The organism is Xanthomonas arboricola pv. juglandis (genome assembly GCF_001013475.1).
Lineage (GTDB): Bacteria > Pseudomonadota > Gammaproteobacteria > Xanthomonadales > Xanthomonadaceae > Xanthomonas > Xanthomonas arboricola.
Window position 1 is genome coordinate 1,116,954 of the sequence record NZ_JZEF01000002.1, and the last position, 18,552, is coordinate 1,135,505.

Below are 18,552 nucleotides of genomic sequence, written 5' to 3' on the forward strand. Positions count from 1 at the left end.
ACGGGCAATTGCGGGCCTGCCGGCGATGGCGGGGCCGGCTCGCGGCGCCGTTCTGCACGGTGGCGATAGCGTATAGTGCGCCCCGGCGGAGTCGGCCAGACAGTCGCGTCACTCGCAAGAGTGCCGAGGAAAGTCCGGGCTCCATAGGGCAAGGTGCCAGGTAATGCCTGGGCGGCGCAAGCCGACGGAAAGTGCAACAGAAAGATACCGCCTACGTCCCTCGTCACCCCTCTGCCGCCACTGATACGTGTCGGCGATGCATCAGCATCGCCAGGTGCGTTCGGAGGCAGTAGAGGGGTGGCGAGGGGCCGGTAAGGGTGAAATGGTGCGGTAAGAGCGCACCGCGAGTCCGGTAACGGACCGGCACGGCAAACCCCACCTGGAGCAAGACCAAATAGGGATCCATTGGCGTGGCCCGCGCTGGATCCGGGTAGGTTGCTTGAGCGCTGCGGTGACGTAGCGCCTAGACGAATGACTGTCCACGACAGAACCCGGCTTACCGGCCGGCTCCGCCACCTTCTTTCGGGCGTTTGCCCAAAGAAGACACCCACGCTTCGTACTGCCTTCGGCAGTACAAAACGCGGGCCCCGCTCCGGGCATGCCAGAACCCCCGCGGCTGTGTCGCTGCCTTCTTTGGGTGTTCGCCCCAAGAAGACACCCACGCTTGGTACCGCCTTCGGCAATACAAAACGCGTGCCCCGCTCCGGGCACGCCAGAACCCCGCGGCTGTCGCCGCGCCCCCTTGACTCAAGGGGGCTTGCACTCGGGTGCGTTGCTGGGCGCCTTGCCTTGGCTGCGATCAATGTGCGCTGGTTGCGGCAGTCATCGTCGACGCGTCCCGACGATGTCCAGCCGCGTTTCGCCCTGGAAGATCCCGGCGGGGCCGAAGCGGCGTTCGTGGATGAAGCCGCTGCCCTGATGGTCCACCGCGACGATGGTGCTGGCGCGGGTGCCGTAGCTGGAGCCGTTGATGAAGGCGGCCGAGAGCAGGCGTTCGGTGGGCAGGTCCACGCCGGTGTGGGGCAGGGCGGCGTCGGGCGCGATGGCGGGGTTGCCCAGGGCGCTCCACAGCGGTTGCAGGTCGTCACTGCCTGCCGCGCACCAGTCGTGCAGGACTGCAGTCAGTGCAGTGGTCTTGGGCCAGTGCGCATCCAGCGGGCCGTTGGACATGCCGTGGATGCCCGGCGCCAGCGTGCGTGCCAACGGCGGGTGGTTGCTGAGGTGTTCGCAGCGCTCGGCGTCGCACAGCAATAGATTGAATGGCGGGAATTCATGCGCGGCCGCTGCAAGGTCGCCGGCGTACACGGCAGCGTCCAGGCTGCCGGCCAGGTAGTCGGCAATGAGATGTCCGCGCGAGCGGCCGGACGCAGTGGCGAGCGGGTCGCGCACATTGGTCACTACCGCGGCGCGGCCGTCGCTGCCCAACCCCACCCAACTGCCGCCCGAGCGCAGATCGCGGCCCGCCAGAATGCCGTCGGCGGGTGCCGGCCAGCGCGCCAGCGCAGCGGTCGGCCGGTCATGGAATTCATCGCGGTTGCCCGCCAGCAGCAGGCGCCAACGCGGGTGGGTTTTCCAGGCAAGAGCGACCAGGCACATAGGTCTGATTGTCGCCTGTTTGCGCAATGCCCATGTGCAGCTGGCGCAGTGTGAAGTGAGACTGCGGTCGGGTTTACATGGCCTTCACGCCCCTGAATTTTTGTTCAATCTCAAAATCTGAGATGAAACAGCAACTTGTGGATAACCTTTGAACAAGTCTCTAAAGAGTGCTGCAACTCATTGATGCGACTGGCGATTTGTGACCTTCAAAGTTGTTGACAACCTTTGACGCGCTGCTAAGGTGGGCAACGGAGGGAAAACCAGGTGTTTTGTGGTTTTTCGTGGTTCAATGATCCCCCAGCGGGTATTCGAGGTTGTATTCGGTGTTTCAGGGCGAGACTGCCATCACGGTGGACGACAAGGGGCGTATGGCGGTGCCAACCGCATACCGCGACCTGGTCACGCGCGTGAGCGGCAATCGCCTGGTGCTCACCTACAACCCGTTCGAAGCCGGATGCCTGTGGCTGTATGCGGAAAAGGAGTGGGAGCGGGTGCGTGACGATGTGATGTCCAAGCCCAATACCCAGCGCGTGGTCCGCACGCTGCAGCAGAAACTGGTGGGTTCTTCCGCAGTGCTGGAGCTGGACGCCAATGGCCGTCTGAGCATCCCGGCCAGCCACCGCAATGCGGTCGGCATCGAGAAGAAGGCCGTGCTGCTGGGCATGGGCGACAAATTCGAACTCTGGAGCGAGCAGGCACATCGCGCACTGATCCAGCAGACATTGTCTGACGGGGATCTGGGCGATGAATTGCTCGATCTCAGGTTGTGAGCCGGGGTGCCCGGATGCGCGGTGAAGCGCAGCCCGGTCACCCGGTGTCGCAGCCACCGGCGGCCCATGTGCCGGTGCTGTACACGCAGGTTCTGGACGGCCTGCAGGTGATCGAAAACGGAACCTATCTCGATGGCACGTTCGGACGTGGCGGACACGCCCGTGGCGTGCTGCAACATCTTGGCCCGGGAGGTCGACTGCTGGTGATGGACAAGGACCCCGACGCGATCGCCGTGGCCGAACAGTCGTTCGGTGACGATGCGCGCGTGTCCATCCATCGCGGCAGCTTCGCCGGCCTCGGCCAGGTGGTCGCTGCGGCAACCGTCGACGGCATCCTGCTGGATCTGGGCGTGTCCTCGCCGCAGCTGGACGTGGCCGGGCGCGGTTTCAGTTTCGGCAAGGACGGCCCGCTGGACATGCGCATGGATCCGGACGCCGGCCAGAGCGCGGCCGAGTGGCTGGCGCATGCCAGCGACCGCGACATCGCCGACGTGCTGTGGACCTATGGCGAAGAGCGCCAGAGCCGCCGCATCGCGCGCGCCATCGTGGCCCGCCGCGCCGAACAGCCGCTGCTGCGCACCGCGCAACTGGCCGAGCTGATCGCCTCGGTGATGCCGCGCGGCGACAGCAAGACCCATCCGGCCACGCGCAGCTTTCAAGCGATCCGCATCTACATCAACCGCGAGCTGGACGATCTGGAAGCCGGCCTGGACGCCGCCCTGGGCGCGCTCAAGCCGGGCGGCCGCCTGGCGGTGATCAGCTTCCACTCGCTGGAAGACCGCATCGTCAAGCAGTTCATGGCCCGCTACGCGAAGGCCCCGCCGAGCAACCGCCGCCTGCCCGAAGCGCAGCCGTTCGTGCCGACGCTGCAGCTGATCAGCGGCGCCATCAAGGCCGACGACGCCGAACTGAGCGTCAACCCGCGCGCCCGCAGCGCCGTGTTGCGGGTGGCCGAGAAGCTGGGAATGGGGAATGGGGAATCGGGAATGGGCAAAGGCAACAGTGCCGCTGCTTCACGAATCCCGAATCCCGAATCCCGATTCCCGGCTTCTCAAGGAGACGCCGCATGAGCCGCCTGCTGCTCATCGTGCTGCTTGCCTGCAGCATCGCCTCGGCGATCGGGGTCGTGTACATGCGCCACATGCATCGCAAGCTGTTCGTGCAGCTGTCCAAGCTCGAGCACACGCGCGATGAATTGAATATCGAATTCGGCCGGCTGCAGCTGGAGCAGGCCACCTGGGCGGAAAGCAATCGCGTGGATCAGGTTGCGCGTGCGCGCATCGGGATGAAGTTCCCGGAGACCAACGACATCGTGGTGGTGCGCCCATGAGCAGACGGCAGGTGACCGAACGGCAGGACAGCCGTTTTGCACGGCGTCGCTGCCCGCAGGGTGGCGCACACGGAGGTGCGGAATGAAGGCCGGCCGCAACCGCGCGCGCAGCAACTTCAACCTGCGGGGCCGCCTGACGCTGGTCGGCATCGCGCTGGGCCTGTGCTCGGTGACGCTGATCGGCCGGGCGGCGTTCGTGCAGCTGGTCAACCGCGATTTCTACCAGCGCCAGGGCGAAGCGCGCTATCTGCGCGAACTGCCGATCGCCACCTCGCGCGGCATGATTACCGACCGCAACGGCGAGCCGCTGGCGGTGTCCACGCCGGTGGAATCGATCTGGGTCAATCCGCAGGAACTGTTGCGCAACCCGGACCGCATTCCCGAGCTGGCCAAGGCGCTCGGCCAGCCGCTGGACGAGTTGAACGCCAAGCTGGCGCAGAAGGCTGGCAAGGAATTCATGTACCTGCAGCGCCGGATCAACCCGGACAAGGCACATGCGATCGTCGATCTGAAGATCCCCGGTGTGTTCTCGCAGCGCGAGTTCCGGCGCTTCTATCCGCAAGGCGAGGCGATGGCCCACGTGCTGGGCTTCACCAATATCGACGACCGCGGCCAGGAAGGCCTGGAGCTGGCCTTTGACGAATGGCTGCGCGGCAAGCCGGGCTCCAAGAAGGTGGTGCGCGATGCGCGCGGCGCGATCGTGGAGAGCGTGGATCTGGTACGTCCGGCCCAGCCGGGCAAGGACCTGACGCTGAGCATCGACCGCCGCATCCAGTTCCTGGCCTACAAGGAGCTGCGCAACGCACTGGTCGAAAACAATGCGGCCGGCGGGTCGATGGTGGTGATGGATGTGGCCACCGGCGAAGTGCTGGCGATGGTCAACCTGCCCACCTACAACCCCAACGCGGTCACCGGCATCAACCCGTCGGCGCGCCGCAACCGTGCGGTCACCGATCTGGTCGAGCCGGGCTCGACGATGAAGCCGCTGACCGTGGCCACCGCGCTGACCGCCGGTGTGGTGACCAAGGACACCGTCATCGACACCAACCCCGGCTACATGTCGGTGGGGCGCTTCACCATCCGCGATGTGCCGCGCAACAACGGCGTGCTCAATGTCACCGGCGTGATCACCCGCAGCTCCAACATCGGCGCGGCCAAGATCGCCGCCAAGGTGCCGGACCAGACCTTCTATCAGTCGATCCGCAACTTCGGTTACGGCGCTGCGCCGCACAGCGGGTTTCCCGGCGAATCGGCCGGCGTGGTGCTGCAGCCGGCGCGCTGGAGCGGCCCGTCCAAGACCACCATGTCCTACGGCTACGGCCTGTCGGTGACGCCGCTGCAGATCGCGCAGGCCTACGCCACGCTGGGCAACGGCGGCAAGCTGACCCCGCCGACCTTCGTGCGCGGCCAGCACAACGAAACCCGCCAGGTGGTCACTCCGGAAGTGGCGCGCCAGGTCATCGACATGATGGAAACCGTGGTCACCCAGGGCGGCGCCAAGGGCGCGGCGATCCTGGGTTATCACGTGGCCGGCAAGACCGGTACCGCGCGCAAGAACGGCGCCAACGGGTACGAGCGTGGGCATTACAACGCGCTGTTCGCCGGTCTGGTACCGGCCACGCGGCCGCGCTTTGCCACCGTCATCGTGATCAACGATCCGCAGGGCAAGGTGTATTACGGCGGCCTGGTGTCGGCGCCGGTGTTCCACAAGGTAATGGAAGGCGCGCTGCGGCTGATGGACGTGCCGCCGGACGACATCCAGTCGTGGCTGGCCGCGCAGGCGGCCGGCAAGACCGGGCAGCCGGTGGTCAAGCCGCAGCCGGCCGATCTGGACCCAGCGTTGGTGCCGGACCCTGTGGATGAAGTGTCTGCGGGTATTCCCACCGCACTCGCACCGGCTGCATTGCCCGCACCCGCCCAGCCTGCACCGTTGCAGGAGAGCCGCCAGTGAGCCGCAGCATGCCGCTGTCGCAGTTATTGCCGGACGTGCCGCTTGCGCATGAGGTACAGGTGTCGGGCCTGGTGATGGACAGCCGTGCGGTGCGTGCGGGCGATGCCTTCGTGGCGATCGCCGGGTTTGGTGCGCATGGCCTGGGCTTCGTTGACCAGGCGCGCGCCAATGGCGCGGCGGCGGTGTTGTTCGAGCCACCGGCGCCGGCCGATCTGCCGGCGCCGGCCGACGCGATCGCGGTGCCGGGCCTGCGTGCGCGCCTGGGCGCGATGGCCGACCGGTTCCACGGCCAGCCCTCGCGGGCGATGCGCATGGTCGGCGTCACTGGTACCAACGGCAAGACCTCCACCGTGCAATTGCTGGCGCAGGCCCTGACGCTGCTCGGCACCCCCGCCGGCACGCTCGGCACCCTGGGTGTCGGCCTGTACGGCAGCGCCGTGCCGACCGGTTTCACCACGCCGCTGGTGCTGCAGACGCATGCCTTGCTGGCGCAGTTGCGCGACGCGGGCGCGCAGGCAGTGGCGATGGAAGTCAGCTCGCATGCGCTGGACCAGGGCCGCGTGGATGCGGTGCATTTCGACGTGGCGGTGTTCACCAATCTCACCCGCGACCATCTCGATTACCACGGCGACATGGCCCAGTACGGCGCGGCCAAGGCCAGGCTGTTCACGCGCGCCGGATTGAAGGCCGCGGTGGTGAACCTGGACGATGACTTCGGCCGCACGCTGCTGGCTTCGCTCGACCCCGCGTTGCGCGCGATCGGCGTGAGCTCGCGCGCGCAGGCCCAGGCAAGCGTGCGTGCGCAGGCACTGCAGCTGGATCACAACGGCATCAATTTCGCGCTGCATCTCGACGGCCAGGTGCATCCGGTGCACTCGCCGCTGCTGGGCCGCTTCAACGTGGATAACCTGCTGGCCGTGGCCGGTGCGTTGTTTGCGCTGGAGATCGCGCCGGCGCAGATCGCCGAAGTGCTCGGCCGGTTGCAGCCGACCCACGGCCGCATGAATCGCCTGGGTGGCGCGCATGGCGCACCGCTGGTGGTCGTCGACTACGCACACACGCCCGACGCGCTGGAACAGGCATTGGCCAGCCTGCGCTCGCATGCACAGGACCGGCTGATCTGCGTGTTCGGCTGTGGCGGCGAGCGCGACACCGGCAAGCGCCCGCAGATGGCGGCCATTGCCGAGGTCAATGCCGACGTGGCGATCGTCACCGACGACAACCCGCGTGGCGAAGATGGCGATGTGATCGTGGCCGATATCCTGCGTGGCTTCGCGCGCCCGGATGCGGCCATCGTGCAGCGCGACCGCGCCGCGGCGATCCATCAGGCCATCAGCATGGCCAGCGCCTCCGACATCGTGCTGATCGCCGGCAAGGGCCACGAGCCGTACCAGGAAATCGCCGGCGTGCGGCATGCCTTCGACGACGCCATCGTGGCGGCGCAGGCCTTGTTGCCGCGTACCGTACTGGGAGTGCGCGCATGAAGCTCACTCCGCTGTCGTTGATCGCCCACTGGGCCGGTGGCGAGCTGCATGGCGACGACGCCATGATCGACACCGTCGGCAACGACACCCGCACGCTGGCCAACGGCAGCCTGTACGTGGCGCTGCGCGGCGAGCGTTTCGACGGACACGACTTTGCCGCGGACGCGGTGGCGCACGGCGCCAGCGGTGTGCTGGTCGATCGCCTGCTGCCGGCACTGAGCGTGCCGCAGGTGCTGGTGGAAAATACCGAACTGGCGCTTGCGCGGATCGCCGCCGGCATGCAGCGCGACCGCGCCACGCGGGTGATCGCCTTGACCGGCTCCAACGGCAAGACCAGCGTCAAGGCGCTGCTGCTGGCCATCCTGACCGAGGCCGGGCGTGTCGACGGCACCACCGTGTACGCCACGCCGGGCAACCGCAACAACGAGATCGGCCTGCCGCTGGCGGTGATCGCCGCGCCGGACGATGCGGACCTGGCGATCTACGAAATGGGCGCCGGCAAGCCGGGCGATATCGCCTATCTCACCGAGATCGCGCAGCCGCACGTGGCCCTGGTCAACAACATCGCCCCCGCCCATCTGGAACGCCTGGGCAGCCTGCTCGGCGTCGCCCGCACCAAGGGCGCCATCTACGCCGCATTGCCGGCCGATGGCGTGGCGGTGATCAATGCCGACGATGCCTTCGGTGCCTGGTTCGAGCAGCAACTGCATGCGCAGCCGATGCAGGGCCGCCGCGTGTTGCGCTACGGCCTGCAGGCCAGTGCCGACATCACCGCGCAAGGCTTGCGGCTGCAGGCCAGTGGCGCGCAATTCACCCTGGTGACCCCGCAAGGCCAGGCGCAGATCGCGCTGCCGTTGCCGGGCCGCCACAACGTGCTCAACGCGCTGGCCGCGGCCGGCCTGGCCTTGGGTGCGGGCATCGCTTTACCGATCATCGCCGCCGGTCTGGCGCAGGTGCGCCCGGTGGCCGGTCGTCAGATCACCCACGCCCTGCCTGGCGGCGCGGTGCTGATCGACGACAGCTACAACGCCAACCCCGGCTCGCTGGACGCCGCCATCGACACCCTGGCCGCTGCGCCTGGCGAAGGCTGGCTGGTGCTGGGCGACATGCGCGAACTCGGCCCGGAAGGCGCGGCCCTGCATGCCGCCGCCGGCCGTCGCGCGCGCGCGGCCAAGCTGCAGCGCCTGTACGCGCTGGGCGAGCTCAGTGCCGCCGCCGCACAGGCGTTCGGCGAGGGCGGCCGCGTGTTCGCCACCCATGCCGCGTTGATCGCGGCCTTGCAGGCGGATCTGGCGCAGCTCGCCGTTTCGGCGACCCAAACGCAGGAATCTTCTTCGATGTACGAACACACCGGTGCGGCGGCGCAGACTGCCGCCACCACGGCGCAAACCCCGCCCACGCTGCTGGTGAAAGGCTCCCGTGGCAGCGCCATGGACCGCATCGTCGCCGCGCTGCTCGCACCGGCGGAGGACGCATCCCATGCTGCTTGAGCTGGCGCGTTGGCTGCAGCAACTGGAGAGCCTGTTCGGGCTGTTCAACTATCTGACCTTCCGCGGCATCCTGGCCGCGCTGACCGCGTTGTTCCTGTCGCTGTGGATGGGCCCGGCGGTGATCCGCAAGCTGGCCCAGTTCAAGGGCGGCCAGCCGATTCGCCAGGACGGCCCGCAGACGCATTTCTCCAAGGCCGGCACCCCGACCATGGGCGGCTCGCTGATCCTGCTGACGGTGACCTTGTCGGTGCTGCTGTGGGGCGACCTGCGCAACCGTTACGTGTGGTTGGTGTTGGCGGTGATGGTCTGTTTCGGTGCGATCGGCTGGTACGACGACTGGATCAAGATCGTGCGCCGCGATCCCAATGGCCTGAAGTCGCGCTGGAAGTATCTGCTGCAGTCGATCTTCGGCCTGGCCGCGGGCCTGTTCCTGTACTACACCGCCGACGTGCCGGCCGCGATCACCTTCTACATCCCGATGTTCAAGTCGATCGCGCTGCCGCTGGCCGGCGTGAGCTTCGTGGTGATTGCCTATTTCTGGATCGTCGGCTTCTCCAACGCGGTCAATCTGACCGACGGTCTGGACGGCTTGGCGATCATGCCGACCGTGCTGGTGGCCTGCGCGCTGGGCGTGTTCGCTTACGCCTCGGGCAACGTGGTGTTTGCCGAATACCTGAAGATCCCGCTGATTCCCGGGGCCGGCGAGCTGATCATCATCTGCTCGGCGATCGCCGGCGCAGGCCTGGGCTTTCTGTGGTTCAACACCTATCCGGCCATGGTGTTCATGGGAGATATCGGCGCGCTGTCGCTGGGCGCGGTGCTGGGCACCATCGCGGTGATCGTGCGCCAGGAGCTGGTGCTGGTGATCATGGGCGGGGTGTTCGTGATCGAAACGCTGTCGGTGATGATCCAGGTCGCCAGCTTCAAGCTGACCGGCAAGCGCGTGTTCCGCATGGCGCCGATCCACCACCACTTCGAACTCAAGGGCTGGCCGGAGCCGCGCGTGATCGTGCGCTTCTGGATCATTTCGGTGGTGCTGGTGCTGATCGGCCTTGCCACGTTGAAGGTGCGCTGATGAACGACATGTCCCGCCAGGCCACGCGACTGGACGCCATCGGCGGCCGCTACGACCCGTGGCTGCTCGGGGCCGCGGCCACGCTCGCCTCGCTGGGCGTGGTGATGGTGGCGTCCAGCTCGATCGAGCTGTCCGACAATCCGTTCTATTACCTGACCCGCCATCTGCTGTTCCTGGGCATCGGCGTGGGCCTGGCGTTCTGGGCGATGCGCACCGAGCTCAAGACCATCGAGCAGTACAACCAGGTGTTGCTGCTGGCCTGCTTCGGCCTGCTGATGGTGGTGTTCGTGCCCGGCCTGGGCAGCAGCGTCAACGGCGCCAAGCGCTGGATCAACCTGGGCGTGTCGAAATTCCAGACCGTCGAAGCGGTCAAGGTGCTCTACATCGTGTGGCTGTCCAGCTACCTGGTGCGCTTTCGCGACGAGGTCAATGCGACCTGGCCGGCGATGCTCAAGCCGCTGGGCGTGGCGATCGCACTGGTCGGCCTGCTGCTGATGCAGCCGGACTTCGGCTCGTCCACGCTGCTGCTGGCGATCACCGCGGGCATGCTGGTGCTGGGTGGGGTGAACCTGCCGCGCATGTCGATGCCGATCGTGTTCGGCCTGCCGGTGTTCGCCTTCATCGCGATCCTGGAGCCGTACCGGCTGCGTCGCATCACCTCGTTCCTGGACCCGTGGGCCGACCAGCTCGGCTCCGGCTATCAGCTGTCCAACGCCTTGATGGCGGTCGGCCGCGGCCAGTGGACCGGCGTGGGCCTGGGCGCCTCGGTGCAGAAGCTCAACTACCTGCCCGAAGCGCATACCGATTTCATCTTCTCGGTCATCGCCGAAGAACTAGGCTTTGTCGGCGTGTGCGGTGTGATCTCGCTGTACGCGCTGCTGGTCGGCCGCGCGTTCTGGCTGGGCATGCGCTGCGTGGAAATGAAGCGTCACTTCTCCGGCTACATCGCCTTCGGCATCGGCTTGTGGATCAGCCTGCAGAGCTTCGTTTCGGTAGGCGTGAACCTGGGCATCCTGCCGACCAAGGGCCTGACCCTGCCGCTGATTTCCTCCGGCGGTTCGTCGGTGCTGATGACCTGCGTGGCGATGGGCCTGCTGCTGCGCGTGTCCTACGAAATGGATCGAGCCGAGCGCCTGCGCAGCAAGTTGTCGCCGCAGGGTGCGGGCGCGCCGTCGGCCGAGCCGGCCGAACCGGTGGTCGAGTCGGCCACGCCGGCCTACGCGCCCGCGCGCAAGCCGCAGCGCGAGCCGGTTGCCGCCGCACCCGCCCCGGCACCGGTTGCTGCAGCCTCGGCCACGTCTGCGCATGCGTCCGAGTTCCTGCGCGGCACCAGCCGCATGCAGCCGCGCGTGGAACCGACCTTCGGGAGGATTGCATGAGCGCTCATGCGAATCCCGCGCAAACGCCCGCATATCCAGGTGCGGGGATCCGACCAGTGATGATTCTGGCTGGCGGCACCGGCGGGCATATCTTCCCGGGTCTGGCCGTGGCCAAGGTGCTGCGCGCGCGTGGCGTGCCGGTGACCTGGCTGGGCGCCGACGGCGCAATGGAAACCCGGCTGGTACCGCAGCACGATATTCAACTCGACACGCTGGCCATCAGCGGCCTGCGCGGCAAGGGCCTGGTGAAATTGCTCGGTGCACCGGTGCGGGTGATGCGCGCGGTGCGCGCCGCCGGCTTCGTGCTGCGCAAGCGCCAGCCGCGTGCGGTGATCAGTTTCGGCGGCTTCGCGGCCGGCCCGGGCGGCCTGGCAGCGCGGCTGCTCGGCGTGCCGTTGCTGGTGCATGAGCAGAACCGCGCGCCCGGCATGACCAACAAGGTGTTGTCGCGATTTGCGCGCCGTGTGCTGACCGGTTTCCCGGGCAGCTTCGCCGGCGAAGAAGCGGTGGGCAATCCGGTGCGTGCGGAAATCGCAGCGCTTCCCGCGCCGGCCACGCGTCTGCTCGGCCGTGGCAGTGCCGTACGCGTGCTGGTGCTCGGTGGCAGCCAGGGCGCACGCGCATTGAACCAGGCGGTGCCAGCGGCACTGGCGGCGCTCGGTCACCCGGATGTGGACGTGCGCCACCAGTGCGGCGAAAAGCTGCGCGCCGAAGCCGAGGCCGCGTACGCGCAGGCGGGCGTCAATGCCAGCGTCGAACCCTTCATCGCCGACATGGCCGCCGCCTACGCCTGGGCCGACCTGGTCGTGTGCCGCGCCGGTGCCTCCACGTTGGCCGAACTGTGCGCCGCCGGCATCGGCAGCGTGCTGGTGCCCTTCGCCGCAGCGGTAGACGACCACCAGACCCGCAATGCCGAATACCTGGTCGGCGCCGATGCTGCCGTGCTGCTCAAGCAGGACGACACCCTGGCCGCGCGCTTGCAGCAGGTCTTGCAGACCCTGCTCGCCGACCCCGCCCGCCGCCTGACGATGGCCCAGGCCGCCCGCACCCTGGCCAAGCCGGACGCCGCCGAACGTATCGCCGACATCATTCTGCAGGAAGCCGGGAGTGGTGAATCGGGAATGGGGAATGGGCAGAGCTCAGAACAATTGCAGGAACAGACAGTGATGCAAGAAAACAAGCGCACCGGTCAGGCGCTCAACGCCGCCGGTGCCTCGCTTTACACGATTCCCGATTCTCGATTCCCGATTCGCACCTCCACCGGAGGTGCCGCGTGATCCGCCGCCTGCAGGACAGCGGCGATCTGGTGCGTGCGTTTCCGCGCGTGCATTTCGTCGGTATCGGCGGCACCGGCATGAGCGGCATTGCCGAGGTGATGCTGACGCTGGGCTATGAAGTCTCCGGCTCGGACAACTCCGATAACGTGGCGACGCGGCGGCTGGCCAAGCTGGGTGCGCGGGTGATGCGCGGGCATTCGGCTGCCAACGTGCTCGGCACCGATTGCGTGGTGGTGTCCAGCGCGATCCGCGAGGACAACCCCGAGCTGATGGAAGCGCGCAGCCAGCGCATTCCGATCATGCCGCGTGCGGCGATGCTGGCCGAGCTGATGCGGTTCCGTCGCGGTATCGCGGTGGCCGGCACGCATGGCAAGACCACCACCACCAGCCTGGCCGCAGCGGTGCTGAGCGAGGGCGGGCTGGATCCGACCTTCGTCATCGGCGGGCAGTTGCTGGCCGCCGGCGCCAACGCCAAGCTCGGTGGCGGCCAGTGGCTGGTGGCCGAGGCCGACGAGAGCGACGGCAGCTTCCTGCGCCTGAATCCGCTGATGGCGGTGATCACCAACATCGATTCGGATCACCTGGAAAACTACGGCAACGATTTCGCACGCATCCAGGCCGCCTTCGCCGAGTTCCTGCAGCGCCTGCCGTTCTATGGCCTGGCGTTGCTCTGCATCGACGACCCGGAAGTGGCCGCGCTGGCCGGCAAGACGCCGCGCCACGTGATGAGCTACGGCATGAGCGAAAACGCCGACGTACGCGCCGAAGACGTGGTGCAGGACGGCCCGCGCATGCGCTTCACGCTGCGTCTGCCCGAAGGCACCACCACCCCGGTGACGCTGGCCTTGCCGGGTCGCCACAACGTGCTCAACGCACTTGCGGCGGCCGCGATCGGCTGGCAGCTGGGCGTGGCGCCGGAGACCATTGCGCGTGCGCTGGAAAACTTCGCCGGTATCGGCCGCCGCTTCAACGACCTGGGCGAAGTCACCACCAGCACCGGTGCGCGCGTGCGCGTGGTCGACGATTACGGCCACCATCCGCGCGAGCTGGAAGCGGTGTTCGCCGCTGCCCGTGGCGGCTGGCCGGACAAGCGTCTGGTCGTCGCATTCCAGCCGCATCGCTACAGCCGTACCCGCGATCAGTTCGATGCCTTCGCCGCGGTGCTGAGCACCGTCGATGCGCTGGTGCTGAGCGAGGTCTATCCGGCCGGCGAAGCGCCGATTCCGGGTGCCGATGCGCGTGCGCTGGCGCGTGCGATCCGTGCGCGCGGCCGCAGCGAGCCGGTGGTGGTCGGGCAGATTTCCGGCCTGGCCGAAGTGCTGCCAGACGTGCTGCAGGACGGCGATCTGCTGCTGATGATGGGCGCCGGCGATATCGGCTATGTCGCGCAGCACATCATCAACAACGGTTTCACCGGAGCGAGCGCATGAGCGCGGTGATTCCCAACGCACGTACCAGCGATCCGGCCGCGTTCGGCCGCGTCGCCGTGCTGCTCGGCGGTACCTCGTCCGAGCGCGAAGTGTCGTTGAACTCCGGCAGCAACGTGCTCGACGCACTGCGCGCGCGCGGTGTCGACGCGCAGCCGGTCGATGGCATTCCGGCCCTGGCGCAGGCGCTGGTCGAAAAACGCTTCGATCGCGTCTTCAACGTGCTGCACGGCCATAACGGCGGCGGCGAAGACGGCATCGTGCAAGGCCTGATGGAAGCCTTCAAGGTGCCGTACACCGGCTCCAACGTGCTGGGTTCGGCGTTGAGCATGGACAAGATCCGCACCAAGCAGGTGTGGCTGTCGCTGGGCCTGCCCACGCCGCGCTATGCGCGCCTGGCCGCCGGTGCCAGCACCGACGACATCCATGCCGCCGCCCGGCAGATCGGCTTGCCGGTGATCGTCAAGCCGGCCAACGAAGGCTCCAGCGTCGGCATCAGCCGCGTGTTCGACCAGGCCCAGCTCGAACAAGCCGTGCTGCTGGCGGCGCGCTACGACGGCGCGCTGCTGATGGAGCAGCTGATCGAAGGCGACGAACTCACCGTGGCCGTGCTCGGCGAGGTCGCGCTGCCGTCGATCCGCATCGTGCCCAAGGGCCAGTGGTACGACTACAACGCCAAGTATTTGGCCGACGACACCCAGTACCTGTGCCCGGGCCTGGACGGCGATGCCGAGACGCAACTGCGCCAGCTCGCCCTGGACGCCTTCCGTGCTGCCGGTGCCCGCGGCTGGGGCCGCGTCGACGTGATGCGCGACCGTGCCAGCGGCCAGCTGTATCTGCTGGAGGTCAACACCGCCCCCGGCATGACCAGCCACTCGCTGGTGCCCAAGGCCGCGCGCCAGCTCGGCATCGATTTCGAAGAACTGGTCTGGCGCGTGCTGGAGCAGACGCTATGACGCCGGGATTGGGGATTCGGGAATCGGGAATCGCAAAAGCGACAGCCGGCAGTGCGCCGCTGTTGACGATTCCCTATTCCCGACTCCCCATTCCCGCGCGCGGAGCGCGCGCATGAACGCCACCCTGCGCATCCTGGCGTGGTTGCTCGCGGTGGCGCTGGTCGCGTTGCCGGTGGTGGCCGTGCTCAATGGCTGGGTCGGTGCCGAGCGTTGGCCATTGGCGCGCTTGCGGGTGTCGGGCGACTTCAAGCGGGTGCCGGCCGAAGAGTTGCGCGCGGTGGTCCTGCCGTATGCGCGCGCGGGCTTTTTCGCGGTGAAGTTGCAGAACGCGCAGGACGCCATCGCGCGCCTGCCGTGGGTGGAAAGTGCGCAGGTGCGCAAGCGCTGGCCGGATGTGCTGGAAGTGCACGTCACCGAGCACAAGCCGTTCGCGCGCTGGGGCACCGACCGCATGTTGTCCGAGCAGGGCCGGCTGTTCCGCACCCCGCCGTTGTTGAAGGATTTCAAGCTGCCGCAACTCGGTGGCCCGGACAGCAAGACCCAGGACGTGGTGGCGCTCTACAACGAATCGCGCGCGCTGTTCGCGCCAACCGGGCTGGATGTGGAGCGTCTGGAAATGGATGCGCGCGGCAGCTGGTCGCTGGGCCTGAGCAACGGCGTGCAGATCGTGATCGGCCGCGACGACGCCCGCGCGCGACTGCAACGCTTCGCCCGCGTGCTGCCGCAACTGGCCGACCCGCAACGCCCGATCGCCCGCGCCGACCTGCGCTACACCAACGGCTTCACGGTCGAACGGCGAATGGAGAATGGGGAATCGGGAATGGATAAGAAACCCAAGCCGGCATCGCCCGCTGCGCCTCGCGCACTTGTCCTCAATTCTCCTCGCCTCCGTGCACCGCTGTTGACCATTCCCCATTCGCTATTCCCTATTCCCGGCTTTAAGACATGAACCGCAAAGGCGACAAATCCCTCATCGTTGGACTGGACATCGGCACCTCCAAGGTCGTCGCGCTGGTCGGCGAGTACTCGCCCGGCAATCCGATCGAAGTGATCGGCATCGGTTCGCATGAATCGCGCGGTCTCAAGCGCGGCGTGGTGGTGGACATCGAATCCACCGTGCAGTCGATCCAGCGCGCGGTGGAAGAGGCCGAGCTGATGGCCGGCTGCGAAATCCGCTCGGTGTACGCGTCGATTTCCGGCAACCACGTGCAGTGCAAGAACTCGCCCGGCATCGTGCCGATCCGCGACGGCGAAGTGACCTGGAGCGATCTGGAGCGCGTGCTGGATGCGGCCAAGGCCGTGGCCATTCCTGCCGACCAGCGCATCCTGCATGCGATCCCGCGCGAGTACGTGCTGGACGATTCGCAGGAAGGCATCCGCAATCCGGTCGGCATGACCGGCGTGCGCCTGGAGGTGCACGCGCATCTGGTGGTGTGCGCGCAGTCGGCAGCGGCCAACATCACCAAGTGCGTGCAGAAGTGTGGCCTGCAGGTGGACGATCTGGTGCTGTCGTCGTTGGCCTCCAGCGTGGCGGTCCTGACCGCCGACGAGCGCGAACTGGGCGTGGTGCTGGTGGATATCGGCGCCGGTACCACCGACCTTGCGGTCTACGTGCAGGGCGCGATCTGCCACACCGCCTCGCTGCCGATCGCCGGCGACCACGTCACCAACGACATCGCGCACATGCTGCGCACGCCCACCCCGGAAGCCGAGCAGATCAAGGTGCGCTACGCCTGTGCGCTGGCGCAGCTGGCCACCGCCGAAGAAAGCATCCAGGTGCCGTCGGTCGGCGATCGCCCGCCGCGTCGCATGCCGCGACATGCGCTCGCGCAGGCGGTGCAGGGCCGTTACGAGGAAATCTTCGAAATGGTGCAGGCCGAACTGCGCCGTTCCGGTTTCGAGGAAATGGTGCGCGCCGGCATGGTGCTCACCGGCGGTGCGTCGAAGATGGAAGGCGTGGTCGAACTGGCCGAAGAAATGTTGCAGATGCCGGTGCGCGTGGGCATTCCCCAGCACGTCACCGGCCTGGGCGAAGTCGTCGGCAACCCGGTGCACGCCTCCGGCGTGGGCCTGCTGCTGATGGGCAGCCAGATCGAACACCCACGCCGCCCGTCGATCCCGACCGGCCGCGCAGGGAGCTTGTTCAAGAAATTGAAGAACTGGTATCGCGGGGAATTCTGAAGAATCGGGAATCGGGATTCGAGAATTGGTTGAAGCAAAGGCAAAGCGGTTGCGGCAGATTTGAGTGGAGAGCGGTGAGAGCGGGCAGGGCGTAGTTTTTTTGCGGTTCCGCCGAGGAAGCAGTGGTTGGCGTGGAGGTGATTCGCTGTTGCGATTCCCCATTCCCGACTCCCCATTCCCGGCATTCAAACAACAACATTCGCCGACATGCGGGTGTTGGGCTGGCGAACGGAGCAATCCGATTCCCCATTCCCGATTCCCCATTCACGGCATCTAAAGAGGACACTGACATGGCACATTTTGAACTGATCGAAAAGATGGCTCCCAACGCGGTAATCAAGGTCGTTGGCGTTGGCGGCGGCGGCGGCAACGCGGTTGCGCACATGGTCAACACCAATGTCGATGGCGTGGAGTTCATCACCGCCAACACCGACTCGCAGGCGATCAAGAACTGTGGCGCCAAGCTGCAGCTGCAGCTCGGCACCAACGTGACCAAGGGCCTGGGTGCTGGCGCCAATCCGGAAGTCGGCCGCCAGGCCGCGCTGGAAGACCGCGAGCGCATCATGGACGCGCTGCAGGGTGCGGACATGGTGTTCATCACCGCCGGCATGGGCGGCGGCACCGGCACCGGCGCAGCGCCGGTGGTTGCACAGCTGGCCAAGGAAATGGGCATCCTGACCGTGGCCGTGGTCACCAAGCCGTTCCCGTTCGAAGGCCGTCGCCGTATGCAGGTTGCGCTCAAGGGCATCGAGGAACTGAGCCAGCATTGCGATTCGCTGATCACCATCCCCAATGAAAAGCTGATCACTGTGCTCGGCCGAAATGCCACCATGATCCAGGCCTTCCGCGCTGCCAACGACGTGCTGCAGGGCGCCGTGCAGGGCATCGCCGACCTGATCGTGCGTCCGGGTCTGATCAACGTCGACTTCGCCGACGTGCGCACCGTGATGTCGGAAATGGGCCTGGCCATGATGGGCACCGGTTCGGCTCGCGGCGACGATCGCGCGCAGGCCGCTGCCGAAGCCGCCATCCAGAACCCGCTGCTGGACGACGTCAACCTGGCCGGTGCCAACGGCATCCTGGTCAACATCACCGCCGGCCCGGATTTCACCATGTCCGAGTTCGACGAGATCGGCCGCACCATCGAGGCGTTCGCCTCGGAAGATGCGACCGTGGTCGTCGGCACCGTGCTCGACCCGGACATGCAGGACGAAGTGCGCGTCACCGTGGTGGCCACTGGCCTGAACCGTGCGGTTGCCCGTCAGACCCAGCGTCCGGACCAGCGCGCGCCGATCAAGCTGGTGCGCAATGCCACCACCGGCCAGCCGGAGTTCGGCGATTTCGACACCAGCGGCGGCGATGCGGTGTCCAAGGCCGTCGGCGGCAGCATGGGCCTGGGCCTGCGTCGTCCGAGCAGCGACTCGGTCGGCAGCGGCAGCAACAACGGCGGCGGTTCGGCTGCGCCGGCCGCAGACCTGCCCAACGACTACCTGGATATCCCGGCGTTCCTGCGCCGCCAGGCCGACTGAGGATCGTCGGCTGCGTCGCTACGGCGGCGCGGTCCGTTCCGCCCCGGGGTTCGCCTCGGGGTGTAGTGCCATGTCCTTTCTGCCGGGTCGGCCACGATCCGGCAGCT

At 67.2% G+C, this 18,552-nt stretch carries 15 protein-coding genes and 1 other RNA gene; 15 read left to right on the forward strand and 1 reads right to left on the reverse strand.

What is annotated here, in order from left to right; genetic code table 11:
• Positions 1-87: 87 nt before the first annotated feature.
• Positions 88-515, forward strand: an RNA gene (gene rnpB / locus XARJCFBP2528_RS21655) — RNase P RNA component class A.
• A 307-nt stretch (positions 516-822) separates the two neighbouring features.
• Here the strand turns inward: rnpB and XARJCFBP2528_RS10110 are convergent.
• A complete protein-coding gene (locus XARJCFBP2528_RS10110; protein ID WP_016903088.1) occupies positions 823-1,596 on the reverse strand; it encodes an NRDE family protein in 774 nt (257 codons plus the stop codon).
• Positions 1,597-1,910: 314 nt separating this feature from the next.
• Between XARJCFBP2528_RS10110 and mraZ the strand changes: the two genes are divergently transcribed.
• The 14 genes from mraZ to ftsZ all read left to right on the forward strand — a co-directional run bounded on the left by mraZ (position 1,911) and on the right by ftsZ (position 18,445).
• Positions 1,911-2,366, forward strand: a complete 456-nt coding sequence (gene mraZ / locus XARJCFBP2528_RS10115; protein WP_016903087.1) for a division/cell wall cluster transcriptional repressor MraZ — start codon at positions 1,911-1,913, stop codon at positions 2,364-2,366.
• A 14-nt stretch (positions 2,367-2,380) separates the two neighbouring features.
• The gene (rsmH, locus tag XARJCFBP2528_RS10120) at positions 2,381-3,436 is read left to right on the forward strand and encodes a 16S rRNA (cytosine(1402)-N(4))-methyltransferase RsmH (protein ID WP_016903086.1); all 1,056 of its coding nucleotides are present in this window, start codon (positions 2,381-2,383) and stop codon (positions 3,434-3,436) included.
• Positions 3,433-3,696 (forward strand): cell division protein FtsL, encoded by a 264-nt coding sequence (gene ftsL, locus XARJCFBP2528_RS10125; RefSeq protein ID WP_005991913.1) that lies wholly within the window; start codon positions 3,433-3,435, stop codon positions 3,694-3,696. Before rsmH ends, ftsL begins: the two co-directional genes overlap by 4 nt.
• Positions 3,697-3,778: 82 nt before the next feature.
• Positions 3,779-5,647, forward strand: coding sequence for a peptidoglycan D,D-transpeptidase FtsI family protein (locus XARJCFBP2528_RS10130; protein WP_016903085.1), 1,869 nt, complete (start codon positions 3,779-3,781; stop codon positions 5,645-5,647).
• 8 nt (positions 5,648-5,655) lie between these two features.
• Positions 5,656-7,131: a UDP-N-acetylmuramoyl-L-alanyl-D-glutamate--2,6-diaminopimelate ligase gene (locus XARJCFBP2528_RS10135; RefSeq protein ID WP_026064461.1), complete on the forward strand. Its 1,476-nt coding sequence runs from the start codon at positions 5,656-5,658 to the stop codon at positions 7,129-7,131.
• Positions 7,128-8,621: a UDP-N-acetylmuramoyl-tripeptide--D-alanyl-D-alanine ligase gene (locus XARJCFBP2528_RS10140; RefSeq protein ID WP_016903083.1), complete on the forward strand. Its 1,494-nt coding sequence runs from the start codon at positions 7,128-7,130 to the stop codon at positions 8,619-8,621. Before XARJCFBP2528_RS10135 ends, XARJCFBP2528_RS10140 begins: the two co-directional genes overlap by 4 nt.
• A complete protein-coding gene (gene mraY / locus XARJCFBP2528_RS10145; RefSeq protein ID WP_016903082.1) occupies positions 8,611-9,696 on the forward strand; it encodes a phospho-N-acetylmuramoyl-pentapeptide-transferase in 1,086 nt (361 codons plus the stop codon). Before XARJCFBP2528_RS10140 ends, mraY begins: the two co-directional genes overlap by 11 nt.
• The gene (ftsW, locus tag XARJCFBP2528_RS10150) at positions 9,696-11,075 is read left to right on the forward strand and encodes a putative lipid II flippase FtsW (protein ID WP_016903081.1); all 1,380 of its coding nucleotides are present in this window, start codon (positions 9,696-9,698) and stop codon (positions 11,073-11,075) included. The genes mraY and ftsW overlap by 1 nt, the downstream gene beginning before the upstream one ends.
• Complete coding sequence (gene murG / locus XARJCFBP2528_RS10155) at positions 11,072-12,352, forward strand: undecaprenyldiphospho-muramoylpentapeptide beta-N-acetylglucosaminyltransferase (RefSeq protein ID WP_047124638.1); 1,281 nt, start codon at positions 11,072-11,074, stop codon at positions 12,350-12,352. Before ftsW ends, murG begins: the two co-directional genes overlap by 4 nt.
• Positions 12,349-13,782, forward strand: a complete 1,434-nt coding sequence (gene murC, locus XARJCFBP2528_RS10160) for a UDP-N-acetylmuramate--L-alanine ligase (protein ID WP_016902185.1) — start codon at positions 12,349-12,351, stop codon at positions 13,780-13,782. Before murG ends, murC begins: the two co-directional genes overlap by 4 nt.
• A complete protein-coding gene (locus tag XARJCFBP2528_RS10165) occupies positions 13,779-14,735 on the forward strand; it encodes a D-alanine--D-alanine ligase (RefSeq protein ID WP_016902186.1) in 957 nt (318 codons plus the stop codon). Before murC ends, XARJCFBP2528_RS10165 begins: the two co-directional genes overlap by 4 nt.
• A gap of 112 nt (positions 14,736-14,847) precedes the next feature.
• Positions 14,848-15,684, forward strand: a complete 837-nt coding sequence (locus XARJCFBP2528_RS10170; RefSeq protein WP_016902187.1) for a cell division protein FtsQ/DivIB — start codon at positions 14,848-14,850, stop codon at positions 15,682-15,684.
• Positions 15,681-16,916 (forward strand): cell division protein FtsA, encoded by a 1,236-nt coding sequence (ftsA, locus tag XARJCFBP2528_RS10175; protein WP_003485272.1) that lies wholly within the window; start codon positions 15,681-15,683, stop codon positions 16,914-16,916. Before XARJCFBP2528_RS10170 ends, ftsA begins: the two co-directional genes overlap by 4 nt.
• 290 nt (positions 16,917-17,206) lie before the next feature.
• Positions 17,207-18,445 (forward strand): cell division protein FtsZ, encoded by a 1,239-nt coding sequence (gene ftsZ, locus XARJCFBP2528_RS10180; protein ID WP_016902188.1) that lies wholly within the window; start codon positions 17,207-17,209, stop codon positions 18,443-18,445.
• The last annotated feature ends 107 nt before the right edge of the window (positions 18,446-18,552 follow it).

Bases quoted from the DNA above. Each gene is read 5' to 3' on its own strand.
- XARJCFBP2528_RS10110 (WP_016903088.1), bottom strand. From the start codon at position 1,596: ATGTGCCTGGTCGCTCTTGCCTGGAAAACCCACCCGCGTTGGCGCCTG.
- rsmH (WP_016903086.1), top strand. From the start codon at position 2,381: ATGCGCGGTGAAGCGCAGCCCGGTCACCCGGTGTCGCAGCCACCGGCG.
- ftsL (WP_005991913.1), top strand. From the start codon at position 3,433: ATGAGCCGCCTGCTGCTCATCGTGCTGCTTGCCTGCAGCATCGCCTCG.
- XARJCFBP2528_RS10130 (WP_016903085.1), top strand. From the start codon at position 3,779: ATGAAGGCCGGCCGCAACCGCGCGCGCAGCAACTTCAACCTGCGGGGC.
- XARJCFBP2528_RS10135 (WP_026064461.1), top strand. From the start codon at position 5,656: ATGCCGCTGTCGCAGTTATTGCCGGACGTGCCGCTTGCGCATGAGGTA.
- XARJCFBP2528_RS10140 (WP_016903083.1), top strand. From the start codon at position 7,128: ATGAAGCTCACTCCGCTGTCGTTGATCGCCCACTGGGCCGGTGGCGAG.
- mraY (WP_016903082.1), top strand. From the start codon at position 8,611: ATGCTGCTTGAGCTGGCGCGTTGGCTGCAGCAACTGGAGAGCCTGTTC.
- ftsW (WP_016903081.1), top strand. From the start codon at position 9,696: ATGAACGACATGTCCCGCCAGGCCACGCGACTGGACGCCATCGGCGGC.
- murG (WP_047124638.1), top strand. From the start codon at position 11,072: ATGAGCGCTCATGCGAATCCCGCGCAAACGCCCGCATATCCAGGTGCG.
- XARJCFBP2528_RS10165 (WP_016902186.1), top strand. From the start codon at position 13,779: ATGAGCGCGGTGATTCCCAACGCACGTACCAGCGATCCGGCCGCGTTC.
- XARJCFBP2528_RS10170 (WP_016902187.1), top strand. From the start codon at position 14,848: ATGAACGCCACCCTGCGCATCCTGGCGTGGTTGCTCGCGGTGGCGCTG.
- ftsA (WP_003485272.1), top strand. From the start codon at position 15,681: ATGAACCGCAAAGGCGACAAATCCCTCATCGTTGGACTGGACATCGGC.
- ftsZ (WP_016902188.1), top strand. From the start codon at position 17,207: ATGGCACATTTTGAACTGATCGAAAAGATGGCTCCCAACGCGGTAATC.